General features: G+C 69.2%; 14 protein-coding genes. 11 read left to right on the forward strand and 3 right to left on the reverse strand.

Annotation, left to right across the window (positions count from 1 at the left end; genetic code table 11):
* The first annotated feature begins 294 nt into the window (after window positions 1–294).
* From K8V84_RS04915 to K8V84_RS04960, 10 genes are all read left to right on the forward strand, one after another.
* Window positions 295–846 (forward strand): hypothetical protein, encoded by a 552-nt coding sequence (locus K8V84_RS04915; protein WP_304070966.1) that lies wholly within the window; start codon window positions 295–297, stop codon window positions 844–846.
* A gap of 78 nt (window positions 847–924) precedes the next feature.
* Entirely contained in the window at window positions 925–1,251 is a 327-nt protein-coding gene (locus K8V84_RS04920) for a hypothetical protein (RefSeq protein ID WP_304070969.1), read from the forward strand.
* Window positions 1,252–1,300: 49 nt separating this feature from the next.
* Window positions 1,301–1,981, forward strand: a complete 681-nt coding sequence (locus K8V84_RS04925) for a hypothetical protein (RefSeq protein ID WP_304070971.1) — start codon at window positions 1,301–1,303, stop codon at window positions 1,979–1,981.
* Between the two features lie 122 nt (window positions 1,982–2,103).
* The gene (locus K8V84_RS04930; RefSeq protein WP_304070973.1) at window positions 2,104–2,496 is read left to right on the forward strand and encodes an MmcQ/YjbR family DNA-binding protein; all 393 of its coding nucleotides are present in this window, start codon (window positions 2,104–2,106) and stop codon (window positions 2,494–2,496) included.
* Between the two features lie 56 nt (window positions 2,497–2,552).
* Window positions 2,553–4,760, forward strand: coding sequence for an ATP-dependent RecD-like DNA helicase (locus K8V84_RS04935; protein ID WP_304070999.1), 2,208 nt, complete (start codon window positions 2,553–2,555; stop codon window positions 4,758–4,760).
* A gap of 340 nt (window positions 4,761–5,100) precedes the next feature.
* A complete protein-coding gene (locus tag K8V84_RS04940; RefSeq protein WP_304070976.1) occupies window positions 5,101–5,529 on the forward strand; it encodes an NUDIX domain-containing protein in 429 nt (142 codons plus the stop codon).
* 211 nt (window positions 5,530–5,740) lie between these two features.
* The gene (typA, locus tag K8V84_RS04945) at window positions 5,741–7,633 is read left to right on the forward strand and encodes a translational GTPase TypA (RefSeq protein ID WP_304070978.1); all 1,893 of its coding nucleotides are present in this window, start codon (window positions 5,741–5,743) and stop codon (window positions 7,631–7,633) included.
* Window positions 7,634–7,848: 215 nt separating this feature from the next.
* A complete protein-coding gene (locus tag K8V84_RS04950; RefSeq protein WP_304070980.1) occupies window positions 7,849–8,514 on the forward strand; it encodes a DUF6758 family protein in 666 nt (221 codons plus the stop codon).
* 71 nt (window positions 8,515–8,585) lie between these two features.
* Window positions 8,586–9,461, forward strand: coding sequence for a PHP domain-containing protein (locus K8V84_RS04955; RefSeq protein WP_304070982.1), 876 nt, complete (start codon window positions 8,586–8,588; stop codon window positions 9,459–9,461).
* A 123-nt stretch (window positions 9,462–9,584) separates the two neighbouring features.
* A complete protein-coding gene (locus K8V84_RS04960) occupies window positions 9,585–10,568 on the forward strand; it encodes an MBL fold metallo-hydrolase (RefSeq protein ID WP_304070985.1) in 984 nt (327 codons plus the stop codon).
* A 100-nt stretch (window positions 10,569–10,668) separates the two neighbouring features.
* Here the strand turns inward: K8V84_RS04960 and K8V84_RS04965 are convergent, their stop codons facing one another.
* From K8V84_RS04965 to K8V84_RS04975, 3 genes are all read right to left on the reverse strand, one after another.
* Window positions 10,669–11,577 (reverse strand): alpha/beta hydrolase, encoded by a 909-nt coding sequence (locus K8V84_RS04965; RefSeq protein WP_304070988.1) that lies wholly within the window; start codon window positions 11,575–11,577, stop codon window positions 10,669–10,671.
* Window positions 11,578–11,629: 52 nt separating this feature from the next.
* Entirely contained in the window at window positions 11,630–13,198 is a 1,569-nt protein-coding gene (locus K8V84_RS04970) for a DEAD/DEAH box helicase (protein ID WP_304070991.1), read from the reverse strand.
* A gap of 307 nt (window positions 13,199–13,505) precedes the next feature.
* Window positions 13,506–13,652, reverse strand: coding sequence for a hypothetical protein (locus K8V84_RS04975; RefSeq protein ID WP_304070993.1), 147 nt, complete (start codon window positions 13,650–13,652; stop codon window positions 13,506–13,508).
* A 157-nt stretch (window positions 13,653–13,809) separates the two neighbouring features.
* Here K8V84_RS04975 and K8V84_RS04980 point away from each other — a divergent pair.
* Window positions 13,810–14,256, forward strand: a 447-nt coding sequence (locus tag K8V84_RS04980) for a ferritin-like fold-containing protein (RefSeq protein WP_304070996.1), incomplete at its 3' end; no start/stop codon positions are given.

The following is a 14,256-nucleotide window of genomic DNA, read 5'->3' on the forward strand; positions in this document are numbered from 1 at the left end:
GGGGATCGGCGGGGGTGCCGTCGTGCGACGGCGGGGCGGAGTTCGTTCACCATAAAGGGGACGGGGCGCGCCGGCATGGACGTCGGGGTCACGATTTGCAGAATCTCCTGTGCTTCCGGAGGTTTTCGACATCGCGGGGTCGCCCTGGGTCACCATGGGCGGTCTTCGGTCACCGCGGGTGACGCGTTCCGTCCCGGTGGTCGTGTACCGCGACCTTGCTCGTGGCCCCGGGGGCGCGGCCCCTCTACCATGGAGGGGAAAGTCGATCCCGATCACTTCCCTCGGAGGGCGTCCGTGTTTTCCTCTGGCCAGGACCCGTACGACCCGAAGCAGGGCGGGGTCCCGCCGCAGCACGGGATGCCGGACTTCAACGCCCACTTCGAGGCGCTGCGTCCCGACGCCCCCATGCCGAGGAAAGTGGTCACCACCCGAACGCTGATGTTCATCGGTGGTGTGTCCGGCCTGCTGCTGGCCCTGCTCTTCCTCATGGGGCTGGGAGCCCCGGAGGAGACGATGAACGAGGCCCTCGACCAGCAGTCCGCGTACTTCGCCGCCGAGGGCATCGAGATGAACATCGACGCGGCCATGATGCGTTCGATGATGGTCGTGATGGCGCTGATCACCGGGCTCTACGGCGCGCTCTCGTTGCTGTTGGCCACCCGTCTGCGCCACCGCACAGTCGGGGCCTACTGGGGCACCGTCCTCTTCCAGGGACTGGCCGGGCTCACCCTGGGCTGGGGCCTGCTCCACGGCGAGTTCCTCATGCTGGTGCCGCTGGGCTTCACCGTCTGGATGCTGGCCAACATGTTCTCCAAGGAGGGTCGCGCCTACTTCGGTCTGCTCTGAAGTCGGCCGCCGCACGGAGGTTCGGACGGCCTGGTGGTAGGAATGCGGTGACGACCAGGCCGTGAGGATCCCCCCACCTTGAAGCTCGTGCTCTCCGACCACTCCACCATCGAAGTGACCCCCGCGATGGTCCGTTCGCTTTGCCGGGCCACGCTCGTCCCGGGTACCACGGACTCCTGGCGCCCCAGCACCGAGGCCGACCTCATCCGGTGGGGCCTCCTCGCCAATGACTCCCGGGGCACACCCGTCCTCACCGCGCGCGCCATGGAGGTTCGGGAACGGGTGTCGGACGAGTCGCCCGGAACGGAAGGCTCCGGCGGCCGGGCCTCGATCGACCCCGAGCCGGGGATGGAGGGCGTGGGCCGTCCGGCCTCGGCCCTGAACGGCGTTCCGTCCCGACGGTGACGCGGACCCCGATCCCTCGGATCGAAGCCCCCACCGCCCGCTGCTGCTGGTGCTGTACGCGCTGGGCTGGTGCGCGCTCCTGAGGATCGCGCCGCCCGGCATGTCCACTCTGCTCTCCGTCCTGGTCTGTGTCTTCGCGGTCCTGTCGGTGGGCGGCTCAGCCCTGTACACGCAACGACGCGAACAGGAGGCGTCGGCGAAGGACCCGCGACGGATCGTCGCCGCGGCCCAGGGCGGGTACGTCGTCCCCGAGATGCTCGACGAAGCGGCGGTCGCGCTCTTGGTGCGCACCCAACGGGCGGTGGACACCGTGCTCGGTTCCCGTCTGCGCGACGAGGTGTTGCGAGACCCGATCCGGGATCGCGTGGTGCTCGGCGAGACCGAGTGGGCCCTGGCCACGGCCCTTCATCGCCAGTCGGAGCTGCGAGGGCGCATGGACGTGGCACCCGCCGTCGGTGGGCGTGGACGGGAGGCCGCCGAACGCGCCGCGGACGCGCTCACCCGGGACGTCGCCCGGGCCGAGGATCGGATCCGACTGCTGGAGCGCTACGCCGACCTGATCCGCGCCGCGGAGGCCGAGGAACGCGACCGTCGCGCGGCCAGGGAACTGGACGGCATCGCGGTGGAGGCGGTCGGCGCGCAGGCGAGGGATCCCGAACTCGAAGCACTGGTGCGTGCCCAGGAGATGGCCATGCGAGTGGCCGAGCTCCCCGACCTCGACCGCGACTGATCCCGGGCGTCGATGGGTCCTGGAACGGCGCCGGTCGGCCGCAGTTTCCGGAACGGCGCCCCCGACCGTCATCGGCTTCTGGCAGGCTCGAAGATGATGAGACGACGAAAGGGAAGGCGCGCATGACACCGGAGCAGTTCATCGACGCGGCCCTGTGGTTCCCGGAGACCGACGAGAGCGAACCCTTCGGCCCGGGCCCCCTCGTCTACAAGATCTCCCGGCAGAAGATGTTCGCGCTGCTCAGGCCATCGGACCCGGCGGTGGTCAACCTCAAGTGCGACCCGGAGCTCGCCCTGGAGTTGCGTGCCGAGTTCCCGGCGGTCACCCCCGGTCGGCACATGAGCAAGCGGCACTGGAACTCGGTGCGGCTGGACGGCACCGTTCCCCACGACGAACTCCTGGAGATGCTCGAACACTCCTACCGCCTGGTCGCCCGCGGCCTGCACCGGTCCGACCGCGATCGGGTGCTCGCCGTCCTGGGCGGGGAGTCGCCGACCATCGGTGCCCGGAACTGAAGAAGGAGGAGTGCCCGGTGTCCGAACCATCCCGGTCCACCTCTGGAGGACAGGCGGTGGTCCAGGGGGTCCTGGAACGCCTCACCTACGCCAACGAGGAGAACGGCTACACCGTCGCCAAGATCGACACCGGTCGGGGCGCCAACGACCTGCTGACCGTGGTCGGTTCCCTGCTCGGGGTCCAGCCGGGTGAAGCGCTGCGGCTACGCGGCCGTTGGGGCTCCCACCCCCAGTACGGCCGCCAGTTCCACGTCGACGACTACACCACCGTGCTGCCCGCCACGGTTCAGGGCATCCGCCGCTACCTGGGTTCGGGGCTGATCAAGGGCATCGGACCGAAGATGGCCGAACGCATCGTCGAGCACTTCGGCACCGACGCCCTCGACGTCATCGAGGAGGAACCGAAACGGCTCATCGAGGTGCCCGGCCTGGGCCCCAAACGCACCAGGCTCATCGCCGACGCCTGGGAGGAGCAGAAGGCCATCAAGGAGGTCATGGTCTTCCTGCAGGGCGTGAACGTCACCACCTCGCTGGCGGTGCGCATCTACAAGAAGTACGGGGACGCCTCCATCGAGGTGGTGCAGAAGGAGCCCTACCGGCTGGCCTCCGACGTGTGGGGTATCGGTTTCAAGACCGCCGACACCATCGCCCAGGCCGTCGGCATCCCGCACGACAGCCCGGAGCGGGTCATGGCCGGCATCCAGTTCACCCTGTCGGAGTCGAGCAACGACGGGCACTGTTTCCTGCCGGAGGAGCGGCTCATCTCCGCCGCGGTGAAGATCCTCCAGGTGGAGGCAGGCCTGGTCATCGAGTGCGTGGCACGACTGGTCGCCGACGAGGGGGTGACCCGCGAGACCGTGCCCGGACCCGAGGGCGAGCCCGTCCGTGCGGTCTACCTGCTGCCCTTCCACCGTGCCGAGATGGGCCTGGCCGCCGGGCTGCGCACGCTGTTGGAGGGCCCTGAGGAGCGTATGCCGGCCTTCACCGACGTTGACTGGCCGGTGGCCTTGGACTGGCTCGACCGGCGTACCGGTGTCTCCCTCGCCGAGGCCCAGCGCGAAGCGGTCAAGGAGGCGCTCTCCCGGAAGGTGTGCGTGCTCACCGGAGGTCCGGGCTGCGGAAAGTCCTTCACCGTCTCCTCCATCGTCACCATGGCGATGGCCAAGAACGCCAAGGTCATCCTGGCCGCCCCCACCGGGCGCGCCGCCAAGCGCCTCACCGAACTCACCGGTCACGAGGCCGCCACCGTGCACCGTCTGTTGGAGTTGCGTCCCGGCGGCGAGGCGGCGCACGACCGCGACAACCCCCTCGACTGCGACATGCTCGTGGTGGACGAGGCCTCGATGCTGGACCTGATCCTGGCGAACAAGCTGGTCAAGGCGGTCCCGCCCGGGGCGCACCTGTTGTTCGTCGGCGACGTCGACCAGCTGCCCTCGGTCGGTGCCGGCCAGGTTCTGCGGGACCTGCTGGAGGAGGGTTCGCCGATTCCCAACGTGCGCCTGACCCACGTGTTCCGCCAGGCCCAGCGGTCCGGAGTGGTCACCAACGCGCACCGCGTCAACCAGGGCGAACCACCGCACTTCCAGGGGGTGGACGACTTCTTCCTCTTCCCCTGCGAGGACGCCGATTCCGCCGCCGAGATGACCGTCGACGTGGTGGCGCGTCGTATCCCCCGCCGGTTCGGGCTCGACCCGCTCCGCGACGTGCAGGTCCTCGCCCCCATGAAGGGCGGGCCGGCCGGCGCCACCAACCTCAACACCGCCCTGCAACAGGCGCTGACCCCCTCCGGGGACCGCGTGCCGGAACGTCGCTTCGGCGGCCGTATCTTCCGGGTCGGTGACAAGGTCACCCAGGTCCGCAACAACTACGAGAAGGGACGCAACGGTGTCTTCAACGGCACCCTGGGCGTGGTCACGGGGTTGGACTCCATCGCCCAGGAGATGACGGTGCGCACCGACGAGGACGAGGAGATCACCTACGACTTCGCCGAACTCGACGAGCTCTCGCACGCCTACGCCATCACCGTGCACCGCTCCCAGGGCAGCGAGTACCCGGCGGTGGTCGTACCCGTCACCACCAGTGCGTGGATGATGCTGCAGCGCAACCTGCTCTACACCGGGATCACCCGTGCCAAGAAGCTGGTGGTGCTGGTGGGCTCTCGCCGGGCCCTGGCCCAAGCGGTCCGCAACGCCTCCTCCGGCCGTCGGCACACAGCGCTCGCCCATCGGCTGCGTCGCGGTGGCGACATCGAATCGGTTTTCTGAACAGTCCATTCCGTGTCGAAAGTCCGGTTCGGGACGTGAAAAGGGCCAGAACATTCGCCGAAACCGCCCCATGGCGTGCTTCGGATGCATAGGCTCTCGCACGGTCGTCCCCGTCGAAGGGAATCCGGTCACGGGGAAGGCCGTTGGACCATCGTCCAGGACGACGCTCTGTCACTCCCCCCGGAGAGCGTCGCCGAACCGGGTGCCGGCCCCTGGGCGGGCCGGCGCCCGGCCCGACGTCCACCGCCCTCAACGGACGGCTCCCGGTCGCCTTCCTGCCTCGTCACCGTCACCGGGGACGGGCCGGCGCGCGTGCCTGCTTCCCGTAGGCTGGGTCGATGTGCGAAACGAACTGATCGTGGTGGGCGCCGCCGTCATCCGTGACGGCCATGTCCTGGCCGCCCAACGGGCCGCACCCGCCGCCACCCGTGGTCGCTGGGAGTTCCCCGGTGGCAAGACCGAACCGGGGGAGACCCCCGCCGAGGCCGTCGTTCGGGAGTGCCGGGAGGAACTTGACGTCACGATCCGGGCCGGCGACCAGATCGGCTCCGACGTCCCCCTCCAGGCGATCTCCGAACGCCTGGGCCGTCCCACGGCGCTGCGGCTGCTCAGGGCCGAACTCCTGGTCGGTGAACCCCGCCCCCTGGAACACCTCGCCCTGAAGTGGGTCGATCCGTCGCGGCTACGCGAACTCGACTGGCTGCCCGCCGACCTTCCCTTCCTGGAGCCCCTCGGGAGGATCCTGGAAGCGGACGCACAACCCGCCTGACCTCCGTGCAGGGGGCACACGGATCGTCCCCGGCAGACCTGGAAGCCCGTTCGGAAGGGTCTTTGCGACCCTTTGAAGGGGCCTTCGGCGGTGACGAAGATAACCGGTGCGACCTGTACGTTTCCCGCTCAGCCCACTATGACCACATAAACTGGCGACGGGCCGTGGCACCCTGCGGTCTCTACCCAGTACAGGAAAAAGAGTCTCAAGCATGTCCAGTGCCACGCCCTTGGAGGGCTCCGCCCGCCGTACCGACCTGCGCAACGTGGCCATCGTGGCCCACGTCGACCACGGGAAGACGACCCTCGTCGACTCGATGCTCTGGCAAGCGGGTGTCTTCCGTGAGAACCAGGATGTCGACACTCGGGTCATGGACTCCGACGACCTGGAGCGCGAGAAGGGCATCACCATTCTCGCGAAGAACACCGCGGTGCACTACACCACGCCCGAAGGCGAGGACGTGGTCATCAACATCATCGACACCCCTGGTCACGCCGACTTCGGTGGTGAGGTCGAGCGCGGCCTGTCGATGGTCGACGGTGTCGTCCTGCTCGTCGACGCCAGCGAGGGCCCCCTCCCACAGACCCGCTTCGTGCTCCGCAAGGCCCTCCAGGCCAAGCTCCCCGTCATCCTCGTGATCAACAAGGTCGACCGGCCCGACAGCCGGATCGCCGAGGTCGTGGACGACACCTACGAGCTGTTCATGGACCTGGACGCCGACGAGTCGCAGATCGAGTTCCCGATCGTCTACACCTGCGCGCGTGATGGAAAGGCCTCCCTGGAGCGCCCGGCCAACGGCGGGATGCCCGACAACGACAGCATGGTCCCGCTGTTCAGCACCATCCTGGAGACCATTCCGGCCCCGGAGTACGTCCCGGGCGCGCCGTTGCAGGCCCACGTCACCAACCTGGACGCCTCCCCGTTCCTGGGCCGCCTCGCCCTGGTCCGTGTCCAGCAGGGAGAGCTCCGCAAGGGCCAGCAGGTCGCGTGGATCCGCACCGACGACAGCGTCAAGCAGGTGAAGATCACCGAACTGCTCATGACCGAGGGGTTGGAGCGCAAGCCCGCGGAGAAGGCGGGTCCCGGTGACATCGCCGCCATCGCCGGTATCGAAGAGATCATGATCGGCGAGACCCTCGCCGACCCGGAGAACCCGGTCGCGCTGCCGCTGATCAAGGTGGACGAGCCCGCCATCTCCATGACCATCGGCACCAACACCTCGCCGCTGGTCGGCAAGGTCAAGGGCGCCAAGGTCACCGCCCGCCTGGTCAAGGACCGTCTGGACAAGGAGCTCGTCGGCAACGTCTCCCTGCGTATTCTGCCCACCGAGCGTCCCGACGCCTGGGAGGTGCAGGGCCGTGGTGAGCTCGCGCTGGCCATTCTGGTCGAGCAGATGCGTCGCGAGGGCTACGAGCTCACCGTCGGCAAGCCGCAGGTGGTCACCAAGACCATCGACGGCAAGCTGCACGAGCCCGTCGAGCGGCTGACCGTGGACGCGCCCGAGGACTACATGGGCGCGATCACCCAGTTGCTCAGCGTCCGCAAGGGACGCATGGAGAACATGGTCAACCACGGCACCGGTTGGGTGCGCATGGACTGGCTGGTGCCCTCCCGCGGCCTCATCGGTTTCCGTACCGAGTTCCTCACCGAGACCCGCGGCACCGGCATCGCCCACCACGTGTTCGAGAAGTTCGAGCCGTGGTTCGGTGACCTGCGGACCCGGGCCAACGGCTCCCTGGTCGCCGATCGGGCCGGTGCGGCCGTCGCCTTCGCGATGTTCAACCTGCAGGAGCGCGGTGTCCTGTTCGTCGAGCCGACCACCGAGGTGTACGAGGGCATGATCGTCGGCGAGAACTCGCGCGCCGACGACATGGACGTCAACATCACCAAGGAGAAGAAGCTCACCAACATGCGCTCGGCCACCGGTGACGAGCTGGTCAAGCTGGTGCCGCCGCGCAAGCTCTCCCTGGAGCAGGCGCTGGAGTTCTGCCGTGAGGACGAGTGCGTCGAGGTGACCCCCGAGCACGTGCGCATCCGCAAGGTGATCCTGGACCAGAAGGAGCGTGGCCGCATCACCGCCAACAAGAAGCGCCGCGACGGCTAGCGGTGTTCGGTTCGCGCCGCCGCCGGCGCTTCGGCCCACCACCCTCGACGGGGGGCCCGGCGGCCGACCGTGACCGCCGTGGTTCACGAGGCGGGACCAGGAATTCCGGGTCCGAACATGGCTTCGGAACCTGAACCTCCACCGGGCGGGCGGGACTCCGGTGTCCCGCCCGCCTCGCGTTTTCCACGTGTCCCACTCGGGTAGATGACCAGAACATGAAACCCGAGCCCTCGTGTCCACGGTGCGGGCGCGGTGTGCAACCCCCGGGGTTGTGGACCAGCGCCTGGCAATGTGACGCCCACGGTCCGGTGGCGCCGCTCCAGGGGGTGCGTGCCCCGAGCCTCGCCACGCTCGAGGCCGTCCTCCCACAGGCCCAGGTTCCCGTGTGGCTCCCGTGGCCGTTGCCCGGAGGTTGGGTGGTCACCGGTTTCGCCGACGTCGGGGACGAACGCACGGGTGCGCTCGCCACCGCCGTTGCCATGTCCGGGCCGAACCCGCTCGGCGGCGTCGGTGAGCTCGTCATCGTCGCGGAGGACCCCGGTATCGGGCTGGGCGCCCGCCTGGCCGGCCTGGAGGGTTCCGACCCGGGTGTCGGCTTCGACAAGGGCCCGCCCGACGCCAAGGTGCGCTTCGACGGCCACGAGATGGCGCTGTGGAACCTGGACGTGGGCTGCGATCGCGCCGCCTACGCCGGTGAGGCGCTCGCCCACTGGTTGTGGATGGTGTTCGCCTCCGCCGACACCGGGATGCTCATGGGGGAGATCAACGCCCTGCGCGACCTCCGGGACCTGCGGGACGGCGGTATCACCTTCGAACCTCCGTTCGGAGCGCCGAGTCCGTTCCTGGAGCGCATGCTCTCTCAGGGGGACACATCGGCCTGATCGGGAACGCATCGGCCCGGCCGAAGCGCGCGACAGGCACGGCGACCGCGTGATTTACGTACAATCGCCCGGTGACACGTATCGACCTGCATTCACACAGCTCGGTGTCCGACGGCACCGATACCCCCGCCGAGGTCATCGCGTACGCGGTCGACGCCGGCCTGGACGTCCTCGCCCTGACCGACCACGACACGGTCGGTGGGATGGAGGAGGCCGCACGGCATCTGCCCCCCGGATTCACCCTGGTTCCCGGGATGGAGCTGTCCTGCGCCTACCAGGGGTCCAGCGTCCATCTGGTCTGTTACCTGTTCGACCCCCTTTCTCCGGGTCTGGCGGAGGAACTCCGCCGGGTGCGGCACGACCGGGCTACCCGGGCCGAGGAGATGGTGGAAAAACTCCGGCAGAACGGTGTGGACGTGACCTGGGACCGGGTGTTGGAGATCGCCGGCGCCGGGCATCCCGAACACGCCGACGCCAACACGATCGGCCGCCCGCACCTGGCCCGCGCGGTGGTGGAGGCGGGCGCGGCCAAGAACGTGCAGGACGCCTTCGACCGGTGGATCGGCTCCGGCGGCCCCGCCTACGTCTCCCGGTACGCGATCGATCCGGTCCGCGCGGTGCGACTGGTCCGCGAGGCGGGCGGGGTGTGTTCCCTGGCCCACCCGGCCCGGGCGGAGGGCGCCACGAACGGGTCGGTCCCGGTCGAACTGGCCGAACGCATGGCGGCAGCCGGACTCGGTGGCATCGAGGCCGACCACCCCTCGCACAACCGGGCGCAGACCAAGCAGTGGCGGGGGATCGCCGCGGATCTGGGCACCGTGGTGACCGGCTCCAGCGACGATCACGGTGCCCTGACCGGTCACCGGCTCGGTGCCAGGACCACGGCACCGGAGGCGTTCGAGGAGCTCATCGCGCCGGCGACCGGGGCACGGCTCCTGAAGGGCTGAGGAAGCAACGGGCGGAACGGTCACCGCACGCGCTGAGTTCGGTACGGTACGGACCACTGCGTGAGAGCGCGACAATGGTCACAGCGTTGAATCAGTACATATCTGGACGAAGGGTCTGACACCGTGTTCTGGAAGCGGAAGTCGAAGAAGCAGGAAGGCCAGGAGGCCACCGATTCCGCTGCGGAGGTCGCGGAGGACACCAAGGAGGAGACCGACGACGCGGTCGAGTCCGAGGGCAAGGGCGCGGAGAGCGAGGCCGCGGCCGAGGAGTCCGACTCCGAGAAGACGGAGAAGACCGAGGCGGCCGAGGACGAGGCTTCGGAGGACACCGACACCGGGTCCGAAGCGGACGATGCGGACGACACCGAGAAGGACGACGCCGAAGCGGACGGTTCCGACTCCGACAAGGCCGACGACGCCGGGGAGACCGACGTCTTCGCGGGCGAAGAGGACGAGGAGCAGCAGGTCGGGGTCACCGGTCCCGACCCGGAGGGCATCACCCGCGTGCGCACCGCCGGCGTCTTCGAGTTCGGCGACGAAAAGTTCGACGTCGTCAACAACACCTGGATCGTCGAGGCCGACAAGGACGGTGTCATCGTCATCGACCCCGCCCACGACGCGGAGGCGATCCTGAAGGCCATCGGTGACCGTGAGGTCTACCTCGTGGCCTGCACCAACGGCTACAGCCCGCACATCGGCGCGGCCCTGGCCATCGCGGAGGAGACCGAGGCGGACATCGCTCTGCACCCCCGCGAGATGCGCGCCTGGCGCCGTGTCCACGGCGCGGAGCACCGCCCGGAGATCGAGGTGGAGGGCGGCGGCGCCCTGGACGTCGCGGACCTGCACATCGACGTCCTGCCCCTGCCCGGCACCTCGCCCGGCTCCATCGGCTTCTACATCAGCGGGCTCGGTGTCGTGTTCGGTGGTGACACGCTTCGCGAGGGCGGCCCCGGCACCGTCGGCGACACCCACCTGGACTACACCACGCAGCTCGCCTCCATCGGCGAGAACCTGCTGACGCTGCCGCCGGACACCCGTGTCCTCCCGGACCGCGGGCCCGCCACCACCGTGGAGCGGGAGAACAAGAACTTCGACTCCTGGGTCTGATCTCGACCCTCGAACCGACACGTGCCGTCGCCCGAGTGGGCGGCGGCACGTCGTGTTCATGGGCCCGGTCCCCGACAGTGGGAAGCAGGACGGACGGGGGTCAGCGTCGGCCGACCGACTCGGTCTCGTTCCAAAAGGCGGTCAGCGCACTCGACGTGGTCTCGGGGGCCTCGACGTTGGGGGAGTGGCCCGCGCCCGGGACCACGATGCGGCGGGCGTCGAGCCGTTCGGCCATGTCGTTCTGCTCGGAGGTGGACCAGGCGTCGTCGTTCTCGCCGTAGACGACGAGTTTGGGCACGTCCACCTCGGCGAGTTCGGCCACGCGGTCGGGGGCGCTCAACAGGTCCTCGGCCATGCGCATGAGTCCCAGCGCACTGCTGGACAAAAGACGGTCACGGAGGAAGTCGACCACCTCGGGCTTGGAAGAACGCGCACGCGCCTCGGCCTCGAACAACTCGTCCCACAGTTCGCGCAGGCGGCCGCTCGTGGGGTCCATCGACACCGCGGCGATGAGGTTGCGGGCTCGGACGGCGGCGGCACCGCTCAGGGCACCGGGGCCGGAGCACATCAGGGTGAGGGAGGACGTGGGGGAACCCTCGATCAGGGCCGTCTCACGGGACACCAGGCCGCCGAAGGAGTGCCCCACCAGATGTACGGGGCCACCGTCGCCGACCTGGTCCATGACCTCGGCGACCACCTCTCCCAAAGAGGAGAGGCGGTAGTCGGGAAGTCTCACCCCGGGCGGCGCGGTGAGGGTCTCCGGGCCCGGCGACCGGTAGGTGCCGGGCAGATCGATCGCGACCACCTCCCGCCCGGCCTGCGCCAAGCTTTGGAGGAGGGCGATGAAATCCTCTTTGCTGCCGGTGAAACCGTGCACCAGGACAGCGGGGGCCAGTTCTGTGCCGCCGGAGGTGGGCAGAGCCCGGAGCGCGGCCAGCGGACCGTACGTCAGTCGTAGGTCCGTGCGCCGCACACCCGGCGGCAGATCAAGGAACTCAGGTGTACTCACGTCGGGTCACCCTAGACGATGCCGACACCGTCACGGGCGAACCCGACACACATCAGGTGTTCTCGGGGTCCCGACGAGCGGCACCACCGCGGGTACGGCGACGGCGACGGATCCGACGGGCGCCGTCTCCCTCACCGGAGTGCTCGGAGGCGCCGGAGGGGCGTTCGGCGGCCGCCGCGACGGCCGGCTTCTGCTCCGAAACCGAACCGGAGACGGCCTCCCCGTTGCGGGTGCGCTTGCGGTTGCGGTTGCGTCCGGCACGTCGTCCGCCCTGCTCTCCGCCGCCGGCCTCGGTACGAGAGGCATCGCCGCGACCGGCATCGCCACGACCGCGGCCACGGGCACGGGCCTGGCGACCACCGCGGTCGGCACCGCGCGGCTGCCCGGTGTCGCCGATGTCCTCGACCTCTTCGGCTTCCAGACCGGCGTGTTCACCGCGCTTGTCGGCGGCCAGCCTGCCCTTGGTCCCCTTGGGGATCTTCAGGGCCTCGAAGAAGTGGGCGGAGGTGGAGTAGGTCTCCTCCGGCTCGTGGAAGTCCAGGTCGAGCGCACCGTTGATGAGCTTCCAGCGCGGCATCTCCTGCCAGTCCACGAACGTGACGGCGGTCCCCGTACGCCCGGCACGGCCTGTGCGGCCGATGCGGTGCGTGTAGGTCTTCTCGTCGTCGGGCGTCTCGTAGTTGACCACGTGGGTCACGTCGTCGACGTCCAGGCCGCGAGCGGCCACGTCGGTGGCGACCAGGATGTTGATCTTGCCGTTGCGGAAGGCGCGCAGGGCGCGTTCGCGCTGACTCTGACCGAGGTCGCCGTGGACGGCCGCCGCCGCGAAACCGCGCGACTTGAGGTCGCTCGCGACCCGGTCGCAGGCCCGCTTGGTCTGGCAGAACACCATGCTCTGCCCGTGGTCCTCGGCCTGCAGCAGACGCGCGAGCATCTCCGGCTTGTCCATCTGGTGGGTGCGGAACGCGTGCTGGGAGATCAGCTTGGTGATGGCGGAACCATCGATCTCGTTGTCGTCGCCGGCGCGCACGTGCGTGGGTTGACGCAGGTAGTTGCGGGAGAGGGTGACGATCTCACTCGGCATGGTGGCCGAGAAGAGCATGATCTGGCGCTCGTCCGGGATCTTGGTGAGGATGCGCTCGATGTCGGGGAGGAAACCCAGGTCGAGCATCTTGTCGGCCTCGTCCAGGACCACCGCGGCGACGGCGTCCAGCCGCAGGTGCTTCTGATTCTCCAGGTCCAGCAGGCGACCGGGGGTGCCGACGACCACGTCGACGCCCTCCTTGAGGCCGTTGATCTGCGGCTCGTAGGAACGACCGCCGTAGACGGTGAGGATGCGACCGCCGCTGCGCTTGCTCGCGGTGGTCAGGTCCGCGGCGACCTGGATGGCCAACTCGCGGGTGGGGACCACCACCAGGGCACGGGGCCGCTTGCTGGTGCCCGGGTTCTCCTGGGCCTTCTGCAGGAGGGGAAGGCCGAAGGCGAGCGTCTTGCCGGTACCGGTGCGCGCCTGCCCGATGATGTCGCTGCCGTTCAGCGCGATGGGCAGGGCCAGTTCCTGGATCGGAAAGGGCTCGATGATGCCCTCGGCTTCGAGGGCGTCTGCGATCTCTGTGCTCACGCCGAGGTCGCGGAATGTCATCGCGACCGTCGCGGGTGTTACGGGTGTCGTTGTCTCGTCTGTGCTGCTCAGGGCTCTGGCCTCCATCTAGGCGGGCCGCAGCGTTGTTCGTGGCCGCGGCGGGGTGCGGTCGCGGGCGGTTTCCTGCCGCCGCGGAGGGCGCGGCTCATCGGGTTCCCACATCGCTGAGGGAGCCGCGTTGGCGCTGCCGACTGGACCCGCGCGGCCCGGGACGTGCCCTGACCGCGATATCCATCCGCTGGGTTGTCGTGTGCGGTGCGTCGCTGGGCGCTTGGCCATCGCTCCCTCACGCCGCACTGGTCGTGAGGACACGTCGTGTGTGTCCGGCGCCCGCGCTCGGGGCGCCCGCCTCCGCGGCGCCGGAGAGGTACCCGCGGGAAGGCCCGCGTTCGGGGGCGCGGTAGGCGGCGCGAAGATCACGCGCGCTGGTCATCACACAGAGTCTAGCTGTTGGCTCGCCCGGTGGACATAGCAGTTCACCGTGGCCGTGGACGGCCGAGACCGTACCCGCTCCTGGCGAGTGCAACCGTGTTCCGGCCGCGTTTAGTCCCCGGTTGGGGCTCCGAGCGCCTGCCGATACCCTGACGACCATGACCAAAGGCCCTTCCGCCGACCCCGGCGTGATCGATCTCCTCGGACTTCTCGCCTACGCCGAGCTCGGTTCCTTCTTCCGTCTGGCAGCCGACGCGGGCCTGGCCCCGTCGCTGCGGACCAAGGGCGATCTCGCCGGCCTGGCCGCCGACGAACAGCGGCACCACCGGCTCCTGCGGGATCGTTTGGAGGAACTGGGGGTCGACCCCGAGGAGGCCATGGCCCCGTTCGTGAGGCCGCTGGACGCCTGGCACGAGCGCACCGAACCGCAGAGCTGGTTGGAGAGCCTGGTCAAGGCGTACGTGGGCGATGGGATCGCCGGTGACTTCTATCTCAAGGTCGCCGAGCTCGCCGACCCCGCGACGCGGGAGCTGGTCGAGGACGTGCTCGCCGAGACAGGCCGGGCCGAGTTCATCGCAGAACAGGTCCGTGCCGCCCTGGAGCTG

Source organism: Nocardiopsis listeri, assembly GCF_020741345.1.
Classification (GTDB): domain Bacteria; phylum Actinomycetota; class Actinomycetes; order Streptosporangiales; family Streptosporangiaceae; genus Nocardiopsis; species Nocardiopsis listeri_A.

Coding starts and splice junctions, on each gene's coding strand:
- K8V84_RS04975 (WP_304070993.1), bottom strand. CDS start 13,652: ATGACCAGCGCGCGTGATCTTCGCGCCGCCTACCGCGCCCCCGAACGC.
- typA (WP_304070978.1), top strand. CDS start 5,741: ATGTCCAGTGCCACGCCCTTGGAGGGCTCCGCCCGCCGTACCGACCTG.
- K8V84_RS04950 (WP_304070980.1), top strand. CDS start 7,849: ATGAAACCCGAGCCCTCGTGTCCACGGTGCGGGCGCGGTGTGCAACCC.
- K8V84_RS04930 (WP_304070973.1), top strand. CDS start 2,104: ATGACACCGGAGCAGTTCATCGACGCGGCCCTGTGGTTCCCGGAGACC.